The sequence below is a fragment of the Clostridioides sp. ES-S-0005-03 genome (assembly GCF_020658455.1).
GTDB lineage: Bacteria > Bacillota > Clostridia > Peptostreptococcales > Peptostreptococcaceae > Clostridioides.
Map to the genome: position 1 here is coordinate 1779285 of NZ_JACVWI010000001.1, position 21825 is coordinate 1801109.

Below are 21825 nucleotides of genomic sequence, written 5' to 3' on the forward strand. Positions count from 1 at the left end.
TATATTTATATTATTTTACTTAATTAAAAATTGTTTTTTTATTCTCTTTAATAACATTAATATTACCACATCTAACCTAAAATATTTTTATAAACAACATTAAATAAAAAAAGTTTTATTTTACACATTTTCATAATAATAAAACTGTACCTTTTACAACAAATATAACAAAAAAAATAAAATGCAAGTTAAATTAGAGTTTTATTTTATATAGTAATCATTTTTTATTAAAAGGTATTTTATCTTTTAACATACATTTTATAAAGCTAAATAGAGTTATTATTTTAATTTTATACTTTACTTTTTCTATAAACCTATTATAATTAAAGTATAATCATTTTAGGAACTTGTTTATTTTATTATAAAAATGTGAAACTTATTACATAAGGAGGAATTAAACATGAAAAATAATACTTATAAAGAAATCAAAAACATATATGGAAAAATAAGTCCTTTTGAATTTAAGGACAAATTAATAGATATTGCGAAACATACTGCAAATGAAAATCATAGAGAACTACTTGATGCAGGTCGTGGAAATCCAAATTGGACTTGTTCAACTGCTAGAGAAGCTTTTTTCACTTTTGGTCATTTTGCGATTACTGAAACACGTTCTAATTGGGATTTAGGACATTTAGCTGGTATGCCTCAAAAAAAGGGCATTAAGGAAAGATTCTTTAAATATATAAATGAAAATATAGATATGCCTGGAGCATACTTAGCTAGAGATATTATAAATTTTGGTATAAATGAACTTGGATTCGATGGCGATGAATTTGTTCATGAACTAGCTGATGGGATTATTGGTGATAATTATCCACTTCCAGATAGAATGTTGCCTCATATGGAAAAAATAGTGCATGATTATTTAGTTCAAGAAATGAAATATGATATATCAAGTAAATATGGTGATGTAGAAATATTCGCTGTTGAAGGTGCTACAGCTGCTATGTGTTATATATTTGATTCATTAATGGCAAATGAACTTTTAAAAAAAGGCGATACAGTAGCTTTAATGACTCCTATATTTACACCTTATCTTGAGATACCTAATCTTCCTCGCTATGATTTTAAAGTTGTAAACATAAACGCAAATGCAGTTGATGAAAAAGGTGCTCATACATGGCAGTATACTAAAAAAGAATTGGAAAAGCTTCGTGACAATTCTATTAAGGCTTTATTTGTTGTTAATCCTAACAACCCTGCATCTATAGCTATGGATGAGACATCTTGTAATAATCTAATAGATGTAATTGAAAATTATAATAAGGATTTAATGATAATATCAGATGATGTATATGGGACTTTTGTAGAAGATTTCTCATCATTAATGTCAAAACTTCCTTATAACACTGTTGGAGTTTATTCTTATTCAAAATATTTTGGAGTTACAGGATGGAGACTTGGTACATTCGCTCTTCATAAAAAGAATGTTTTTGATAAAAAAATAAATGATTTAACTGGAGAATTGAAGAAATCAGTAGATAAGCGTTACAGTGATATGAGTCTTAATCCTTCTAGTCTTTCATTTATGGAAAGAGTTGTTGCTGATAGTAGACTTGTTGCTCTTAATCATACTGCTGGTCTTTCAACTCCACAACAAGTTCAAATGTCATTTTTCTCTGCCTTTGCATTAATTGATAAAGTTGATGCTTACAAAAAACTTAATATGAGTATATGTCATAGACGTCAAAAACTATTGTTTGAAGCTTTAGAGCTTCCAGTTAATAAAAATAAAAATAATGCTGCATATTATACTCAATTTGATATTGAAGAATGGGCTAAAATAAACTATGGAGAAGATTTATTCAAATTTATAAGTAAGAATGCCTCTCCAGTAGATATACTTTATAGATTGGCTAATGATTATTCAGTAGTCTTACTTAGTGGAAATGGATTCTATGGACCTGAATGGTCAATTAGAATATCTTTAGCAAATCTATATGATGAAGCCTACACTAAAATAGGGAAAGCAATAAGAGAAATATTGAATAGCTATATTGCTGAATGGGAAAAAACAAAAAAATAATCCTATTACACTGAAATGTCTAAATTATGTGAATAAAAGGATTTATATAGACCTAAATAATTTTTTTTGATATAATCCTATCGGAATTATAAATTTTATTTGTGAAAGGCAGAGAATATTATGAGTATTAAGAAAAAAGTTGCCATAGTCTTTACTGGTGGAACTATATCTATGACAGTAGATGATAAAGTAGGTGCTGCTATACCAACTTTATCTGGGGAACAAATATTATCTATGGTCACTAATATTGATAAAGTTGCAGATGTTGAAGTTTTTAATTTTGATGAAATTCCAGGACCTCACATAACACCTTGTAGAATGATGGAATTAAAAAATTATGTAAATGATTTATTAGCAAGAAAAGATATCACAGGAGTTGTAATAACACATGGTACTGATAGTTTAGAAGAAACTGCTTATTTTCTAGACCTTACAATTGATAATATTAAGCCTGTAATAGTTACAGGTGCTATGAGAAGTAGCTCTGAACTTGGCTATGATGGTTCAAGCAATTTATCTGCATCAGTTTGTACTGCTGTATCTAAAGATGCTATGGGTAAAGGAGTTCTTGTAGTTTTAAACAACGAAGTGCTATTGGCTTCTGAAGCTACTAAAACAAATACACTTTCTTTAAATACATTTAAATCTTTAACTAGTGGTCCATTAGGAATAATCGACTGTAACGAACTTGTTCTTACGAGAGATATTGTAAATAGAACCATTATAGATACTGATAAAGTAGAATCTAAAGTTGCACTATTTAAAGCATATGTTGGAGAAGATGCAGATTTTATAAGATTTGCTGTTGATAGTGGATATAAAGGTATAGTTATTGAAGCTATGGGTAGAGGCAATATTCCTCCTCTAATGCTTTCTGGTGTTGAATATGCAAGGGAAAAAGGACTTCCTGTTGTTATAGTTTCTAGATGCCATTCAGGTAGAGTATTTGATAGTTATGGTTACTTTGGTTCTGGTAGAGACTTAAAAAATATAGGATGTATATTTGGTGGAGACCTTCCAGGTCAAAAAGCTAGAATAAAACTTATTTTAGCTCTTGGAAAGACTAATAATATTGATGAAATCAAAGACTTCTTTGAAAAAGGAATCTACTGTTAATTATATTATAGAGTTTAAAATAAAACGTCCCCTTACTGCAATCTTTTACTTATATTGCAATAAGGGGATTTTATTTTATAGTTCTCTTTTTTTATTTATTCCACAACTTTTTTATTTCACAACTATATTAACTAATTTCTTAGGCACTGCAACAACTTTAACTATAGTTTTATCTTCAACTAGAGCTTTAATTTTTTCATCTTCTAAGGCCACTTTTTCCATATCTTCTTTAGATATATTTGAGCTAACAGTTAACTTTCCTCTAACCTTTCCATTAACTTGTACAACAACTTCTATTTCATCTTTTACTAAAGCTTTTTCATCATATTTAGGCCAGTCTATATCAAATACACTTCCTTCTTGACCTATCATAGTCCATAATTCTTCACCTAAATGAGGTGCAAATGGTGAAATTATAGTTACGATTGTTTGTACACCTTCTTTTATAACTGCTTCATTGATATTATCTAGCTCCTTATATTTGTACATATCATTTATTAATTCCATAAGAGCTGATATAGCAGTGTTAAATCCAAATTTCTCACTTAAATCTACAGTAACTTTTTTAAGTGTAGAATGTATAGTATATCTCATATCTTTATCTTGAGAACTTAACTCGCCAAACTCAACATCTTTTTTGAAGACATCTGCTAACTCATCAACTAATCTATATACTCTATTTAAGAATCTAAAGCATCCATCAACACCTTGTTCTGACCAGTCTAAATCTCTTTCTGGTGGTGCTGCAAATAATACGAAAAGTCTTGCAGTATCTGCTCCATATTCATCAATTATATCCATAGGAGATACTGTATTTCCTTTAGACTTACTCATTTTAGAACCATCCATAAGAACCATACCTTGAGTAAGTAAGTTTTTAAATGGTTCATCAAAGTCTACCATGCCCATACTCTTAAATGCTTTTACAAACCATCTAGCATAAAGTAAATGCATTATAGCATGCTCTACTCCACCTATATATTGGTCTACTGGATGCCATCTGTTAACTAAATCTTTACTAAATGGTTCATCTTCATTTTTATTGTCTACATATCTTAAGAAATACCAAGAAGAATCAACAAATGTATCCATAGTGTCAACTTCTCTTCTCGCTGGTTTTCCACAGTGAGGACAAGTTGCTGACATAAACTGTTTTGAAGTAGTAAGTGGAGACTCACCTTTTCCAGTAAATTCAACATCTGTTGGTAAAAGAACTGGTAAATCTTCTTTCTTAACTGGAACTATTCCACACTCATCACAATAAACTACAGGTATAGGACAACCCCAATATCTTTGTCTTGAAACTAACCAGTCTCTTAATCTATAATTAATTGTTCTCTTTCCTCTACCTTCTTTTTCTAATTTATTTATTATTCCTTCAAATCCTTCTGAAGCATCTAATCCATCAAATTCTTCTGAATTTATCATTTTATTATCTTCTGTTATTACATCTATTATATCTAGATTATATTTTTCAGCAAAATCTCTGTCTCTTTCATCATGTGCAGGAACTGCCATTATAGCACCTGTTCCATATTCAACTAATACATAGTTTGCTATCCATAGAGGAACTTTTTTTCCATTTAAAGGATTTATAACATATCTACCTATAAACATACCTTCTTTTTCTACATCAGCTGCTGTTCTCTCTATTTCTGTCATAGTGTGCATTTTTTGAACAAAAGCTTCAACATCTGCTTCATACTCAGTACCAGCAACCAATTCTTTAACTAGTTCATGTTCTGGAGCAAGTACCATATAAGTAACTCCATAAGTTGTATCTGGTCTAGTTGTAAATACTGTCATAGATTTGTCAGTTCCATCTATATCAAATACTAAATCTGCTCCTGTACTTTTTCCTATCCAGTTTCTTTGCATTATTTTAACTTTTTCTGGCCATCCATCTAATGTGTCTAAATCATTAAGTAATTCTTCTGCAAATTCAGTAGTTTTAAAATACCATTGTTCCAAGTCTTTCTTTAATACTGTTGATTTACATCTTTCACATGCTCCTTGAACAACTTGTTCATTTGCAAGAACAGTCTCACAAGAAGGACACCAGTTAACATAAGATTTTTTCTTATATGCAAGTCCATGTTCTAAAAATTTCAAAAATATTTCTTGAGTAAATCTATAGTATTCTGGAGTTGAAGTTGCTACTTCTTTATCCCAATCATAGCTAAGCCCTAATAAATTTAATTGTTCTTTCATTTCTTCTATATTTTCCATTGTCCATTTATGTGGATGTATTCCATGTTTTATAGCTGCATTTTCAGCTGGTAAACCAAAAGAATCCCATCCCATCGGATGAAGTACATTATAACCTTCCATTTTTTTGAATCTTGCGACAACATCGCCTATAGAATAATTTCTAACATGTCCCATGTGTATCTTTCCAGATGGATAAGGGAACATTTCTAATGTGTAATAATTAGGTTTTTCAGTTTGTGCTGTATCCATTTTGTATTGGTCATTATCTTTCCAAATTTTTTGCCATTTCGATTCTACTTGTTTAAAATTATATACGCTCATATTTTGCCTCCTGTTTTTAGTTGTGTTCAACTACTTTGTTTAATATTATTTACTTATAATTTCCAAATAATTCTTTGAAAATAAAAAATCCTCGTCACTAAACTTGCGTTTAGGGACGAGGATAAATCTTCGCGGTACCACCCTAATTAGCCTACTTTTATAGACTCTCTTAGATAGCTTTTAATCCAGCCATGGAGAATAGGTTTTAATCTAGTAAGTTCAAAGTTATATAATATTAGTTCTCACCTTCCACTAACTCTCTGAAAAAATATAATCTTTTACTGCTCTAGTCTATTCAATTCAATACAATTTTTGAAATTTTCTAACTATAATAACATATATTATCATGTTTATGCTAATGTGTCAATATCTATATAAGGTGCATCTTTCCATAATTTTTCTAAATTATAAAATCCTCTATTTTCCTCATTAAATACGTGAACCATTATATCTCCATAGTCAAGAAGTACCCAAGTTTGAGTTCCTTGTCCTTCTTTTCCTCTTGGTTCTAATCCTAGTTTTGCTAATTCATCTTCAACATTATCAGCTATAGCTTTTACTTGTCTTTGAGAAGATGCTGTAGTAATAACAAAATAATCACATAAACTAGAAACTTTTCCTATATTTATTATAACTGTATCTTGACCCAGCTTATCTTCTATGGCATCATATGCTATTTTTGTCATTTGTTCCACTGTCATATAAAATTTCCTCACTTTCCTAATTTAAATACACTTAGTTATTCTAACATATTAATACGATTTTGTAACATAGTCAACTTTAATTTTATTAATATGTTTGCCTTTATATAAGATTTTTATAATAACTTTTCTTTAATTAGGTAGTTTCTTGCCATAACAGTTCTTGGATGTATTTCTTCTTTTTTATTAATAACAAACATTAAAGTATTATTAAATGAAGTTAAAAGTGCTTCGTCAAGCTTACCTTCATAGGCTAATTCTCTCAATGTATCTACAACTGGAAATTTTCTTCCTTCTTCAATTAAATCTGCTATGTAAATTATTTTTTCTAAAAGAGACATATCTTCTCTTCCTGTTGTATGGTATTTAATTGCATTTATAATATCTTCATCTTCTATACCAAACTCATATTCACATATGTATGACCCTATCACACTATGTGATAGAGAGCGGTTTCCATCTTCTATTGGGTCTAAGTATATTTCATACTTATTAACATAATCCTCTACTTCTTTATCACTTAAGTATTTCGCACAATCATGAATCATCCCCGCTATATAGGCTTTTTCTTTGTCACATCCATAAATTTCACACAATTTTACAGCACATTCTGCAACATTTTTTGAATGGCTAAGCCTTCCTACTGGTAGCATTTGATTTAATCTCTGGTTAATATTCTCTAAGTTCATTTAATCATCTCCATATTGATATAGTTTATTTTCATACAAATAATTTTCTACATTTTCGGGTACTAAGTAACGTATAGACTTTCCTTCATTTAGCTGTTCCCTTATATATGTGGATGATATATCCAATGATGGAACGTAAACTGTTATAATGTCAGCATTATATTTTTTAGTCAGTTTCTCTATAGTTTCTTGTGACCTTAATAAGCTAATACCTGGTCTAGTTGCAGCTATAAAAGTAGCTAACTCAAAGTTTTTCTTTACATCTTTCCACTCTTCAACACTACAAATAGCATCTGCCCCTGTTATAAAGTAAATATCAGCATTTTTGTATTTTTTCTTTAAATATTTTAATGTATCGATTGTATAAGTCCTTTTATTTCTTTCGATTTCTACTTTTGAAACTAAAAAATCTTCATTGCTTTCAGTTGCTAGAAGTGTCATATTGTATCTATCATACTTATTTGTAGTGATACCTAGTTTATGTGGTGGATTTCCTGATGGTATAAAGATAATTTTGTCAATCTCATACTTATCTCTAATAAACTCTGCTGTTGCTAAATGAGCATAGTGTATAGGGTCAAAAGTACCTCCTAATATACCTATTTTGATTTTGCCTTTATGGCGATTAAATTTCTCTAGTTTTTCAGTATTTTTCAATTCTGCCTTCTGAACTAGATTTTTACTTCTCATATTTTGTCTCCTTTTAATGTTATAATACTATTGTACCATTATTTTTTATTTCTTAAAGCTTATAAATTATTTTTTTTGGTATATAATCATATTTATATGGTAAAAAACACTTTAAAAAATAATTATTTAACATAGTTTCACTTAACTTTTTAATAAAAATAACTTTTTATTATTTTGTCTTAATTTAGATTAAATATAACCTATAATTATAAGTTTTTTATTAAATTTTATTAGTTACTTTTGTTAATATAATTACATATAAAAAAGGAGCAATTATGAGTATAATTACAAAAATAGAACAACAAAAAAGAAATGATGATAGAGTAAATATTTATGTAGATGATAAATTTTTTATTGCTATATTTAAAGAACTTGTTTATACATTTAATTTAAAAAAAGGAAATGAAGTAAATGAAGAGGAATTAAAATCCATTTTAGATGATGAGATGTATATAAAAGCTAAAAATAAAGCATTAAATATTTTGTCTCGTGCTGACCAGTCTGAAAAAAAAATGAAAGAAAAACTATCAGCAGATTTTGAAGAGGATACAATTGATAGAGTTATAGATTTTCTTAAAAATTATAATCTGGTAAATGACAATATATTGGCTCAGAAAATAGTTAATACCAATGTTAATTTAAACAAATGTGGCAAAAACAGAATTAAACAAAATTTATATAATAAAGGTATTGAAAGAAGTGCAATTGATGAAGCAGTATCAGAATTAGACAAAGATACTGAATTTGAAAATGCCATGTATCTAGCAAAAAAAAGATATGAAAGGGTAAAAAAAGAAGATAAAAAGAAAATATATCAAAAAATTTCTCAACATCTTTCCTATAAAGGCTTTGATTATGATATTATTAAAAGAGTTTTAAATAAACTTTTAAATTTTGATGAATCTGATATATAAGTATATTTTTAAATATACTAAGGAGGTAAATTATGAAACTAATTATTGGTGGTTTAAGCTTTTTATTAGGATTATATAATATATATCAATTATATAGAGAAGATAGTATGAGATAAGTATTATTTTATTAAAATATAATACTTATTATGGAGGGAAAATCAAATGAAAAGTCAAGAAAGATTTAAAATTTTAGACGTTGATGTTTATCTACAACCATTTGAGTCTGACATAAAAAAAAGGATGAAACACTATGAAGATGTAAAAGCAAAAATATTAACTAGCTGTGAAGATTTTAATTCTTTTGCAAATGGTCATCTTTATTATGGATTCCATCAAACAAATGATGGATGGTTTTATAGAGAGTGGGCTCCAAATGCAGATAGTTTATCATTAATTGGTGACTTTAATAATTGGAATAGAAAATCCCATCCTCTAAAAAAAATAGATTCTGGTAATTGGGAAATTTTTATACCTGATAAAAACAGCTTACCTCATAAATCTGAGGTAAAGGTACAAGTCACTACAAATGGGGAAACATTTGACCGCATACCATTATACATAAAGAGGGTAATCCAAAAGGATTCTGGTAGCTTTAATGGGCAGATATGGCAACCAAAAACTCCATTTAATTGGACTGATAATGAATTTGATTTAAAAAACATAACTTTCCCTTTAATCTACGAATGTCATATAGGTATGGCTACTGAAAAAGAATCTATTGGAACTTATAATGAATTTACTGAAAATATACTTCCTAGGATAAAGAAAGCTGGATACAATACTATTCAACTTATGGCTATCATGGAACATCCATATTATGCTTCTTTTGGATACCAAGTTTCAAACTTTTATGCAATTTCATCTAGATTTGGTACTCCTGAAGACTTAAAAAACCTTATAAATACAGCTCATTCAATGGGAATTGCTGTTTTATTAGACTTAGTTCACTCTCATGCTGTAAAAAATACTTTAGAGGGAATAAATGAATTTGATGGAAGTGAACATCAATTTTTCCATTCAGGTTCAAAAGGTAATCACCCTGCTTGGGGAACAAAACTCTTTAACTATGGTAAGCCTGAGGTAATTCATTTTTTACTTTCAAATATAAAATTTTGGCTAAATGAGTATCATTTTGATGGTTTTAGATTTGATGGCGTAACCTCAATGCTATATCATAACCACGGTCTTGGAGTTTCATTTGACAGTTATAAAAAGTATTTCAGTGCAAACACGGATATGGAAGCTATAACATATCTTCAATTTGCAAATGAATTAATAAAAGAAATCAAACCTAATTCAATAAGCATTGCAGAAGATATGAGTGGAATGCCTGGAATGTGTATACCTATAAGAGATGGTGGAATTGGCTTTGACTATAGATTAGCAATGGGAGTACCTGATTTTTGGATAAAAACTATCTCAAAATCTTCTGATGAAAATTGGGATTTAGGCAAAATGTGGTACGAGCTTACTACTAGACGTCCTGGTGAAAAAAACATTGGATATTGTGAATCTCATGACCAAGCATTAGTTGGTGATAAGACAATTATATTTTGGTTAGCAGATAAAGAAATGTATTGGAATATGGAAATAAACTCAAATAATCATATTATTGATAGAGCCATGTCTCTAAACAAATTAATTAAATTAGCAACATTTTCTCTAGCTGGTGAAGGATACCTAAATTTTATGGGAAATGAATTTGGACACCCTGAGTGGATTGACTTTCCACGTGAAGGAAACAATTGGAGTTATAAATATGCTAGAAGACAATGGAGTCTTTCAGAAAATGATAACTTAAAATATAAACAACTATTGAACTTTGATAAATCTATGCTTGAACTTACAAAATACAGTGATATTTTTGCACAGAATAGTTATGAACTTATACATATAGATAATGATAAAAAACTTTTAGTATACAGTAAGGGTAAATATTTATTTATATTTAATTTCCATCCTAATCTGATGCAATCAGTAGACATATCAAAATTCCAAGACAAAAAATACAAGACAGTATTAAGTACTGATATGATAGAGTTTGGAGGAAAAACAAGACCAGAAAACTTAATAGACTACGATATCTATTTTACTTCTACTCCTCCATCTTCTAAAATACCTATTGCATCTCTCACAGCAATAGTATTTTTAAATAATATTATCTAGATATAAATAACTACTAAAAGCCAAATAACAATTTTGATTTTAATACAAAATGTTATTTGGCTGATTTATTTTCTTGCTAATTAATTATTTTTTATATCTGACATTATAACTTCCAACTTTTAATTTGTGGAATTATATTCATCTTAACAGTCTGTGCCTTTAGAGCATTTCTAAATTTTTCAGTAGATGTATTTTTAAACATTTTACTAGAAGCACTTTTAAGATTTTCTATAGAATCCCAGTGTTGTATCATAATCCATTTTTGAGTTTTTTCATCATATAAAAGTTCAGTATCAATAAAGCCCGATTGAACAGAGTGAAAATTTATTTCTAAATCATTTACAATCTCTACAAATGCATCTTTTGATAAATGCTCTTCCACATTAAATTCTACTATTTCTGTAATAATTTTCATATACAAACCCTCCTATTTATCTTTCTTACATCATAACAAGAAGTAAATTAAAGGTATTGTAAAAAATCGACAATATAATTATAAATAGTTGTACGTTGTGTTTTCTTTAATAGTTTTATTCTCTTTAATAAATTTAATTGGCGATACTCCTGAAAACTGTTTAAATTCTTTAATAAAATGAGCTTGGTCATAATATTCATTTTCATAAATTAAGTCAAGAAAGTTATTATTTTTAGAGCTATAAATAAGCTGATTACTTACCATTTTAAATCTATATATTTTCCTTAGTATTTTAGGTGTATACCCAGTATATTTTAAACAAGCTCTTTCTAAAGTTTTAATATTTATGTTCATCTCATCACAAAACAATTTTATAGTGCTATATTGATTATTGTATATAAATAAATCTAGGAGATTTATCATCTTATTTATAACCAAATTTTCATCTAATACAGATACTAATATTTTTTCTAAATGTAAAACTATATCTTCTATTGATAATATTTGATTTAATGTACTTTCCAATTTCCCAACAAAACCTTTTGATACTTGTTTTAAGTCAACAAGTTGACCCTTAAACTCTGAAATTGGTATCTTTAAAAATGGATAGAGCCCAAATGGATAAAAAGAAATACCCATCACACGTATATTTCCACGTTGAATAACAAATCCATGCTTATCTCTTATTCCATTAAAATGTATATTACTTGCATTATAATTTTGATTTTCAATCTTATATTCCATAACATCAGAAAGATTAATGATAATATCTATACTATCTGTAGGTAATAACTTATTATTTAGCAATATATTTGATTTTGTTTCAAGGTACCAAATAAACTTTACCCAGGGTTTTAAACGAACATTTCTAACTGCATACCTTGTAACTGATAACATTGTAATTAACCTCTATCCTAAATTTTTTTATCATTATATACTTTATCTTTATATTATACAATATAATTTATCCTATCAAAAACTTAATCTATTCCATATCTATCTTATACATTTTTTTAATGCTTTAGAAATAGGAAGTGCTATTATAAGACCTATTAACACCTGCATTAAATTGCCTGGTATTGAAGTAAGTGGAATTATAAAATTACCATAAAGTATAACCTCTGTTACATAATATCCAAACAACATCCAAATTGATGAAACTACTACTCCTATTACATTAATCAAAAAATTTTCTCCATTCTTGCCATTTGCCCATACAATCTTTCCAAGTAAATACCCCATAATACCTCTAACTATAAATGTAAATGGAGCCCATAGAGTCCACCCAGATATCAAATCAAAAAGAGCCATCCCAATAGCACCTGATAACGCACCTTTTTTACTTCCAAATACTATTGCTGATATAAATAACATTGCTGTTCCTAAATGTACAAGACCTCCATTTATAGATATTGGCAATCTTATATTTATAAACTTGGTTGCAACAAATACTAACGCTATTAATAGTGACGTTTCTACCAAATCTTTTGTTGTAAATTTCTGTTTAGCTGTAGCTTCCATGCCACATCCTCCTTTTATATTGTGACTAAAAATAATATTTATTAAATAAATCTACTAAACTTCCATTTGTATTAAATTCTAATACTTTTAAACTTTTATCCAATACATTTAATATGTGAACTATTTTATCAAGACTAGCATTTTCCCCCATATGACCTATTCTCAAAATAGCATCCATATATTGATTTAATGATGTTGCAACAAGTGTATTGTAATTTTTAAGCATATAATCAGTAAGTTTTAATGCTCCTATACTTTTAGGTATTTTTATTGCTGTCACTGTATTAGAATATCCTTCTTCTAAAAACAATTCTAAACCATATTCTTCAACAGCTTGTCTTACACTAGAAGCTATTTTCTCATGTCTACTTAATACCTTTTCCACACCCTCTTCTAGTATATTGTCTAAGGCTCTATCAAGACCCATTATGTCACTTATTGGCATTGTATAAGGGAAATATTTTTTTTCGTAATATCCTTCCCATATACTTAAATTACAATAAAAACCTACTATGTCTGTTTTTCTATTTTTTATACAATTTTTTGCATCTTGACTTATACCGACTATAGTAAGACCCGCAGGTGCAGAAATAGCTTTTTGAGAACCGCCTAATATTACATCTATTTTAGATTCATCTACATTTAACCTTTCACCCACCATACCTGCCACAGAATCCACTACAGTTAAGATTCCATATTCCTTCAATAGCGGACATATCTCACTTACATCATTTAATACACCTGTTGGAGTATCACAATGAACCACTGTTGCATATTTAAAGTTATTATCCTTTTCTAAAAACTTTCTTAACTCATCAACATCTATACTTTTTGTATATTGACTTGAAAAAAGCACATACTCTCCACCATACATTTTTACAAAGTCTTTAAATCCTTCTCCATATATACCATTGTCAATTACAAGAACTCTATCACCCTTCTCTGTCAGTGAAGCACAAGCTGCTTCAAGTCCCAATATTCCTTCACCACTTAATATGTAAATATCATTCTTTGTACCAACTATATTTCCGAACTTTTCACATGTCTTCTTATAAAACTCAACAAAATCAACATCTATATCTGGGTTAGTTGTTTTCTCTGCTCTTATTAGCCTTACATTTTCTCTAGTTTCTGTTGGTCCTGGTGCATAATTAATTTTATTATTCATATATATCAGCTCCTTTTTATTTTCTATACGATTATTATACAAAATTTTCATTTTTCATGGTACAATTTTATATTTTTTTAGAATTGTACCAATACATTTTTTTCTGATAACAATCTTCTGAACATTAAACACACTATCACTTACAACTTAAATTGATAAGTTATATTAATAAGAATTTTATAACAGTAAAAACAACAAAATACAGGACATATGAACATTTAAGCCACTTGCCCTGTATTTGTATATTATTAACCTATTTAACTCTATTTTTATATCTTCTATAATCCTGTTTAAAAATTAAATATAGCTTTTTATATATTTTTATTCACTATATCTTACTCTATCAATAAGAGATTCTTTGTTAAAGCTTCTTCCTATTAAATAAGTTGTTATAAATTGAGCTATAAGGATAAATACAACCATAAATAAAATTGGTACTATTGGTAATGCATATGTTGCATAAGATAATCCAGTTTTTCTTAAAAATACAACTGCAATGTATCCTAATATACCTCCAAAGACAATACTTCCTATCATCATTCTAGAAGTATAATATATAGCTTCTGAATTAAGCATTTTTACTAATTGTCTATTAGTAAGTCCAATTGCTTGAAGCATACCAAGTTCTTTTTTTCTAGTAACTATACTAGTTATCATTGTATTTACAAGATTCATAAATCCAATAACACCTATTATACCAGTTAAAGTATAGCCCATTATTTTTATAAATGAAATCATCATCTTATTTGATTCTATTCTACTATCTAAAAAATCCGCTTCTAAATATCCATTAGATTTAGCAATTTTCTTTATAGCATCTTTAACTTCTTGATATTTTCCTTCTTCAGTATATATTCCAATGGTACTTGTTGTATCATATTTCAAAGCTCTATCTATAAAATCTTTTCCTATACCAAAACTTGGAGTTCCCATAGCTATTGCTTGAACTTTAAATTCTTTTTTTATCTCTTTATCTCCATCATATAGAGTTAATTTTATTTTATCTCCAGCCTTTACACCCATTTCTTTTGCTGTATCAAGGTGAGTAATGACTATTTCGTTTCCTGTTTGTAACCCTTCAAAATTTATTTTTCCATCTATTAGGTTTTTATTTAAATCCTTCACATCATTTTCATTTATGCTCTGTAAAAGGTCATGTTTAAACTCAACATTATAATCCTCCATCCCAATTTTTACAGAATTTCCTAATTCAGTTTTTTTGACTCCTTCTATACTCTTTACTTGGTTTAAAAAGTCTTTACCTAATGGATTATTCATTTGTAGAATATTCAAATTACTTTCAGGATTCTTGTCGCTATCCATTTCATATCCAGTAAATCTAACTTCTATATCATAAGGAAAATGCTCTCTAGCCATCTTCTCAGCATTAAAACTTTCTAAAGCAGTAGATACTGTTATAAATATAGTTCCACTTAACATAAGAGATGTCAGTGTCATATAAGTACGCTTTTTATTTCTTTCTAAATTTGCTTTTGATAAATTCTTTAAATTTATATTTTTATGTCCTTTTCTATCATTTTTACCACTTATTTCATTTCCAGTATATCTTACTGCATCAACTATAGATACCTTTGAAGCTACTTTCATTGGTTTCAAAAGTGATAAAACAACAGATATAAAACTTATTACCACAACCAATAATAGCACTGGTAATTGTGATGATTTTACATCTACATCCATAAATGATTTTATTATAATATTTGCAAGTGCATAACCTAAAATTGTTCCTACTGGTATTGCTATTCCTGCTAATATAAAGCCTTCCTTAAACACTATTGCTTTTACTTGTTTTTTAGTTGCACCAATTGCTCTAAGTTTTCCAAACTCTTGTACTTTAGTAACTATTGAGATGTAGAATATATTGTATATTACCAATATACTAGACAATACAATTACTAAGCCTATAAGAACTCCTCCTATCATTGTTTCACTATCTGGTTTTAAAGCATTTATATAATTTTCATTTACAAGTATATTATTAGTATCTAATCCTATATCATTTGCAATCTTATTTAATTTTTCTTTTGCCTGTTCTATAGATAAATCACTCTTATCTTTTAATTTAACATATATATTGAAATCTTCTTGTGACATATCTCTAGTATTTTTCATATATGTTTCTGATATAATAGCAGAATAATTCTTTCCTGCTTCATATATTTCACTAGTTTCTAAGATTCCAGTTATTATAAATTCTTTTTCTATTCTTTTGTCGCTTTTATAATCATCATAAGGTACTTTTATTTTTTCACCTAATTTTTGACCATGACCTAATGCTTTTAAAGCTCCACTATCTAGTACTATTTCATTTTCTTTTGTTGGTAATTTTCCTTTTATAAATTCAAAATTATTTAATTTTAAACCCTCTTCATTCATATATGATAATGAAATGGTTGTATCATCTTCTAGCTTCTCAACACCCACTCCATTCATTTTTCCAGCTAGTTCAATATCTGCATGATTACTTAATATTTCAGCTTGTTTTTCATTTACATTTGCTAATACTCCTTGATAATTGCCTGAATACTTTATTGTATTTTCCTTTTGATATTCTCTTGTATCGACAATATAAATACCTATAGATGAAAGCATCAATGTTGAAAGTATTATAGTTATTATTATTAATATACTTTTTGATTTATTTTGTTTTACATTACTTTTTGCTATTTTAGTAGTATTAATCATTTTTGTCACCAACCTTTGACACCTTACCATCCTCTATAAATATAACTCTATCAGCCATTTGAGCTATACTATCATCATGAGTTATCATAACCAAAGTTTGACTATATTTCTTAGACATAGACTTTAGTATACTCATAACTTCATCTGATGTTTTGGAATCCAAGTTTCCAGTTGGCTCATCAGCAAGTATTATGGCTGGTCTTGTTGCCAAAGCTCTTGCTATTGCTACTCTTTGTTGTTGACCTCCTGATAATGTATTTGGTAAAACATCGTGTTTATTTTCAAGCCCCAAAGATTTTAAAAGGTCTTTTATAAATTGTTCATCCACAGTTCTACCATCTAGACCGATTGGTAATACTACATTTTCCCATACATTAAGAGATGGAATTAGATTGTAGCTTTGAAATATAAAGCCTATTTTTCTTCTTCTAAATACGGCAAGTTCTTCTTCTTTCAATGTAAATATGTTTTTATTATCAATGTATACCTTGCCAGATGTAGGTATATCAAGACCACCTATCATATGTAACAATGTACTTTTTCCAGAACCAGATTTACCTATTATAGCTACAAATTCACCTTCATTTATTTCTAAATTTACATCATCTAAAGCTTTTACTAAACTTTCTCCTTCTCCATAATGTTTTGATAAACTTTCAGTATATAGTATTTTCATAAAATTATCCCCTCACTCTAAGTTATGTTGCTCCTTAATCATCTACTTCTAATTTGTGGAGCTGTTTATACTTATATAATATATGTAGAGGATTACATTCTCCTTTCAGTAAACATTACATAGTTGTAAGAAACAAAGAAAACTTACTTCCTTTTCCTAGATTAGAAGATACCATGATATTACCACCTTGTTCTTCCAAAATTTTTCTACTTAAATACAATCCTACACCACTACCTTCTATAGATTCAATTTCTTCATCTGTTCCTCTATAAAAACGTTTAAATATGTTATTAAATTCATTTTTTGCAATTCCTTTACCATTATCCTCTATTATGATTTTAAAATAGTTTACAGTCTCTTCTATGGATATATTTACTTCTCCATTTCTTTCTGTATACTTAACAGCATTGTCTAATACATTAAAAATACTTTCCTCAGTCCATTTTTTATCGTGAGGTATAATTCTACTATTAAATTCATTTATTTTTAATGTTATATTTTTAATTCTCGCTTTAGGAGTTATACTTTCTATAGCATTTAAAATAGTACTTTTTATGTTATTATCTTCTTTTTTTATGCTTATCATACTAATCTCTAGTCTTGATATGTTAACTAAAGAATTTATTAAATTTTCCAATTTATTTATAGAATTTTTATTAGTTAATAAAAACTCATGTGCTTCATCTTCGTCTAAGTCTTCTTCTATAAGTAATGTATTATATAATTTTAATGATGCTAAGGGAGTTTTTAATTGATGAGAAATGTCTGTTACTAATGATTTTACACTTTCCTTTTCTTTTTCTAATTTAATAAATTTTATCTTTAAACTTCTATTTAACTCATACAGGCAATTGTTAATCTTACTAAATGTACCCTCTTTAAAATACTCATTATATTCTACCAAATAACCAGAATTATCTAACTTGCTACCTTCTTTTAAATAATTTTCTTGTGCCATTTGCTCCACTATAAAATAAATCTTGCTTAATCTTTTGTTTATGTATCTTATAAAATAATATATTATTCCTGTAACGGCTATAAACATTATTAAAAAAACAAAAATTGATTCTTTAAAAAAAGATTTTAAATATATGCCAAAGTTTTTATCATTTGACATTTTATTTTCTAGCCCATATCCAAATTTTTCAAGTGCTTTTTCTCCAACCTCTGCATTACTATAGTCAAAATTATAAATAGACTTTACTATATCTACCTCATCATCTGGATATTTTTCAATCAACATACCTGCCATACTTTGAGTATTTTTTATTTGATGTTCATATAAAACATATAGTCTATTATATTCAAAAAATATAAATGCAAGTGTTACCACAAGCATGGATAAAATAGAATATATAACAGCCTTTTTCATTATATAGTCCTCTTTAATACTAAAATTTTCTTTGGTATTTATATCTTTTAACATTTTTTTATACTCCTTTCACCCCATATATATCCAACTCCTCTTACTGTTTTTATATACTTAGGTTCAGAAGGATTCTTTTCTACTTTTTGTCTAAGTCTTCTTATATTTACTGCAACTGTATTATCATCTACAAAATTACCACTACTATCCCATAAAGATTCTAATAGTTGTTCTTTGGTCAAAGCTTGCATTGAATTTTCCATCAAATATCTTAATAGTTTAGTCTCTGTTTTACTTAAAATTATTTCTTCTTCCTTGTCATCATTTTTTATAATCAGTTTATTTTCTATATAATAAAAAAACAAATCATCACAAACCAGTAAAGTGTAATTTTTTACTGTATTTACCCTTTTCATAAATGCATTTACTTTTGAGATTAATACCATCAAACTAAATGGCTTTGTAATATAATCATCTGCACCTAAATCATAACCTGTAACAATATCCACTTCTTCATCAAGTGCTGTAAGCATTATTATATAAACATCACTTTTCTTTCTAATCTCCTCACAAAAATCAAACCCACTTCCATCTGGTAAACCTATATCAGAAATAATTAAATTTATATCCTCTTTAAAAAAAATACCTCTTGCCTCTTCTATACTAAATGTATTAAAAACATTGTATCCCTCTTTTTTTAATTTAAAGCTAATCCCTCTATTTAAAGATTTATCATCTTCTAAAAGTAATATATTATTCATGTTTTTCTCCTCCATTATTATGTATACTAGCTAAATTATATCATACTAACTAAGCCATTTTATTTGACAATTTATAAATATTTTTTAATCATCAAGAAGATTTTACACACTTAGATAATAAAATAAACATACCAATGATAAGTTAATAATATATTTGTTTTTAATCAAGGGTACAATTATTGATTCGATATTACTATACATAAATAAAAAAACAAAGGTAATCCAGTATTTAAACATCCAATTACCTTTGCTTAGGTTTGTATTTTATATAATAATCAATACCTATTTATCAATAAATAATTATTAATTCTATTTTATTATTGATTTTATTACTAATTTTATTTTACTTTTTTATTTTTTAAATTTATCTGATTATTATTGAATAAGTAAATTAAAACACTCGAAGCTACAAATATAAACATACTATCTTTGATACCTAAATCGCCTGTTTTAGGAGATTTTTCTTTAATTTCTGCTTTAGATGCTTTTATATTAGAACTTTCTCTAGCTTTCATTTTATCTAAATTTTTACGTTTATTCTCATTTGAGTTTTTAGTATCCTCATTATTTGCACTGTCTTCACTATCATTTAAATTATCTTCATCACCATTTAATACTAAGTTACTCTCATTACTTTTAATTATCAATTCTTCCTTAGTTTTAATGCTAATTCTTCCATCTACACTCTTGCAGATTTCTTTTTTATACTCTATATACTCAATTACTGCGCTTTCTAAACTTCCAAAATCTTCTAAGATTGGTTCTTTTGATAAGCAAGGAAATTCATCTCCACCTAGTGCTATATAATCATTGGTTGCAACTGTATACTCTTTATTCATGTCAAGTGATTTTCCATCTTTCATAATACCAGTTATTTTTTCTCCTTCTTTCTGCTTTGGGTCAAAATAGTATGAGATTCCACACACTTGTAAAAAGGCTGAATTTTTTTCTGGATACAGTTTTACTCCATGTTCTAAAACACTTTTAATTTGTTCTCCTGTAAGTTTTTTAGTAACTATAGTATTGCTAAAAGGGAATACATCTGCAATACTTCCTATTGTTATATCCCCTTTTTCAATTGTATCTCTTATATTCCCCCCATTAAATAGCGAAATATCTGCTTTAGTTTTATCTAATAAGATATCACCTATTAAATTTCCTAGATTCGTTTCTTTTGTCCTTACATTTTCATATGAGCCATCTAGAGTATTTTTTGTTACTCCTATCACTTTATCTAAAACTTGTTCCTGCTGTTTCTTTATTTCACCAATCTTTTCACTTATGTTAGAATCAAGCTTATACTCTAATGCTTCTTCTTTTTCAATTAATCTTGCTGATTTATTTTCTATTTTTATATGTTCTGTATCATTAGTATCCAATGTTAACTTTACTTCACCAATATGTTCTAGATATTGCCCTGTGCTTACAATCAGTGTATCACCAACCTGTTTACCATTTTCAAACTTAGTATGGCTATGACCATCAATAATTAAATCAATACCATTAACTTTATTTGCTATATCTATACTATTTGGCTTACTTAAACTATTAGTTCCAATATGTGATATTGCAACTATTACATCAGCACCTTTTCTTTTTAATTCATTTACTTGCTCTTTTGCACTTTCTATAGGATTTCTAAACTCTAATCCTTCTACATTTTTAGAGCCTGTCTTACTTTTTGTTTCTTGGGTTGTAAGCCCAAAAAATCCTATTTTTATACCATCTATTTCTTTTATATCATTACTGTCAAATATGTTCTCATCATCTTCAAATATATTTGATGCTAAAAATTTTAAAGTTTTATCTCCTGAATTAGCAATTTTAGATAGCTCTAATAATCTATCCTTTCCATAATTGAAGTCATGATTTCCTGGAGTAATATAGTCATATCCAACACTTTTAATTAATTTAATTGCATCTTCACCTTTATTCATATTTACTATTGGTAACCCATGTAAGCAATCTCCTGCATCTACTAAAATTGAATTTGGAGTTTCCTTTTTTAATGTAGCTAGATTACCTATTTGTATATATTCATCACCTTCAGCATATCTTCCATGTATGTCATTAGTGTGAAAAATTGTTATTTCTTTAGATGAGTTTTCTATTTTGTGCTTAAAGTTATTTAATTGTTCTACACTTTTATAACTTTCTTCAAAACTCTCTAGTCCATAAGAAATAAAACTCTGGCCTGTTGTAATTAGAATTATAATTACTAAAATTAAATATCTTCTAATTTTCAATATAAGTTATCCTCCTAAAATTAGTTTCAGCTTTAAAATAAGACTCTTATTTTAAGATAAAGCTTTTTAGATAAATATTAGAATATATGAAGTTAATCATTTCGATTTTAATATTTATCTATCAATTTA

The 21825-nt window shown here is 27.7% G+C and carries 17 protein-coding genes; 4 read left to right on the plus strand and 13 right to left on the minus strand.

The window, feature by feature from the left end; genetic code table 11:
- The first annotated feature begins 400 nt into the window (after positions 1–400).
- Both aspD and IC218_RS08160 read left to right on the plus strand, forming a co-directional pair.
- Positions 401–2029 (plus strand): aspartate 4-decarboxylase, encoded by a 1629-nt coding sequence (gene aspD / locus IC218_RS08155; protein WP_227824190.1) that lies wholly within the window; start codon positions 401–403, stop codon positions 2027–2029.
- A 120-nt stretch (positions 2030–2149) separates the two neighbouring features.
- Positions 2150–3145: an asparaginase gene (locus IC218_RS08160; protein ID WP_227432524.1), complete on the plus strand. Its 996-nt coding sequence runs from the start codon at positions 2150–2152 to the stop codon at positions 3143–3145.
- A 111-nt stretch (positions 3146–3256) separates the two neighbouring features.
- Here the strand turns inward: IC218_RS08160 and leuS are convergent, their stop codons facing one another.
- From leuS to nadD, 4 genes are all read right to left on the minus strand, one after another.
- Entirely contained in the window at positions 3257–5677 is a 2421-nt protein-coding gene (gene leuS, locus IC218_RS08165; RefSeq protein WP_227432523.1) for a leucine--tRNA ligase, read from the minus strand.
- A 350-nt stretch (positions 5678–6027) separates the two neighbouring features.
- Positions 6028–6378, minus strand: a complete 351-nt coding sequence (gene rsfS / locus IC218_RS08170) for a ribosome silencing factor (RefSeq protein ID WP_227432522.1) — start codon at positions 6376–6378, stop codon at positions 6028–6030.
- 116 nt (positions 6379–6494) lie between these two features.
- Positions 6495–7067: a bis(5'-nucleosyl)-tetraphosphatase (symmetrical) YqeK gene (yqeK, locus tag IC218_RS08175; protein ID WP_227432521.1), complete on the minus strand. Its 573-nt coding sequence runs from the start codon at positions 7065–7067 to the stop codon at positions 6495–6497.
- Complete coding sequence (nadD, locus tag IC218_RS08180; RefSeq protein WP_227432520.1) at positions 7068–7757, minus strand: nicotinate-nucleotide adenylyltransferase; 690 nt, start codon at positions 7755–7757, stop codon at positions 7068–7070.
- Positions 7758–8032: 275 nt separating this feature from the next.
- On the opposite strand from nadD, the gene recX reads away from it, so the two are divergent.
- Both recX and IC218_RS08190 read left to right on the plus strand, forming a co-directional pair.
- Complete coding sequence (gene recX / locus IC218_RS08185) at positions 8033–8671, plus strand: recombination regulator RecX (RefSeq protein WP_227432519.1); 639 nt, start codon at positions 8033–8035, stop codon at positions 8669–8671.
- 162 nt (positions 8672–8833) lie between these two features.
- A complete protein-coding gene (locus IC218_RS08190; RefSeq protein ID WP_227482865.1) occupies positions 8834–10837 on the plus strand; it encodes an alpha-amylase family glycosyl hydrolase in 2004 nt (667 codons plus the stop codon).
- 103 nt (positions 10838–10940) lie between these two features.
- Here the strand turns inward: IC218_RS08190 and IC218_RS08195 are convergent, their stop codons facing one another.
- The 9 genes from IC218_RS08195 to IC218_RS08235 form a co-directional block, all read right to left on the minus strand.
- Positions 10941–11252, minus strand: coding sequence for an antibiotic biosynthesis monooxygenase (locus IC218_RS08195; protein WP_227824191.1), 312 nt, complete (start codon positions 11250–11252; stop codon positions 10941–10943).
- 78 nt (positions 11253–11330) lie between these two features.
- Positions 11331–12149 carry a helix-turn-helix domain-containing protein gene (locus tag IC218_RS08200; protein WP_227432516.1) on the minus strand — a complete coding sequence of 273 codons (819 nt, stop codon included), beginning with the start codon at positions 12147–12149 and terminating at the stop codon, positions 11331–11333.
- Between the two features lie 99 nt (positions 12150–12248).
- The gene (locus IC218_RS08205) at positions 12249–12773 is read right to left on the minus strand and encodes an ECF transporter S component (protein ID WP_227432515.1); all 525 of its coding nucleotides are present in this window, start codon (positions 12771–12773) and stop codon (positions 12249–12251) included.
- Positions 12774–12798: 25 nt separating this feature from the next.
- Entirely contained in the window at positions 12799–13941 is a 1143-nt protein-coding gene (locus IC218_RS08210) for a pyridoxal-phosphate-dependent aminotransferase family protein (RefSeq protein WP_227824192.1), read from the minus strand.
- Between the two features lie 321 nt (positions 13942–14262).
- A complete protein-coding gene (locus IC218_RS08215) occupies positions 14263–16647 on the minus strand; it encodes an ABC transporter permease (RefSeq protein ID WP_227482866.1) in 2385 nt (794 codons plus the stop codon).
- On the minus strand, positions 16640–17323 hold the full coding sequence (locus IC218_RS08220) for an ABC transporter ATP-binding protein (protein WP_227432512.1): 684 nt from the start codon (positions 17321–17323) through the stop codon (positions 16640–16642). Before IC218_RS08220 ends, IC218_RS08215 begins: the two co-directional genes overlap by 8 nt.
- Before the next feature lie 115 nt (positions 17324–17438).
- Positions 17439–18749 carry a sensor histidine kinase gene (locus IC218_RS08225; RefSeq protein ID WP_227824193.1) on the minus strand — a complete coding sequence of 437 codons (1311 nt, stop codon included), beginning with the start codon at positions 18747–18749 and terminating at the stop codon, positions 17439–17441.
- Complete coding sequence (locus IC218_RS08230) at positions 18743–19450, minus strand: response regulator transcription factor (RefSeq protein ID WP_227432510.1); 708 nt, start codon at positions 19448–19450, stop codon at positions 18743–18745. The genes IC218_RS08225 and IC218_RS08230 overlap by 7 nt, the downstream gene beginning before the upstream one ends.
- 338 nt (positions 19451–19788) lie before the next feature.
- On the minus strand, positions 19789–21696 hold the full coding sequence (locus IC218_RS08235; protein ID WP_227824194.1) for a bifunctional metallophosphatase/5'-nucleotidase: 1908 nt from the start codon (positions 21694–21696) through the stop codon (positions 19789–19791).
- Positions 21697–21825: the final 129 nt, after the last annotated feature.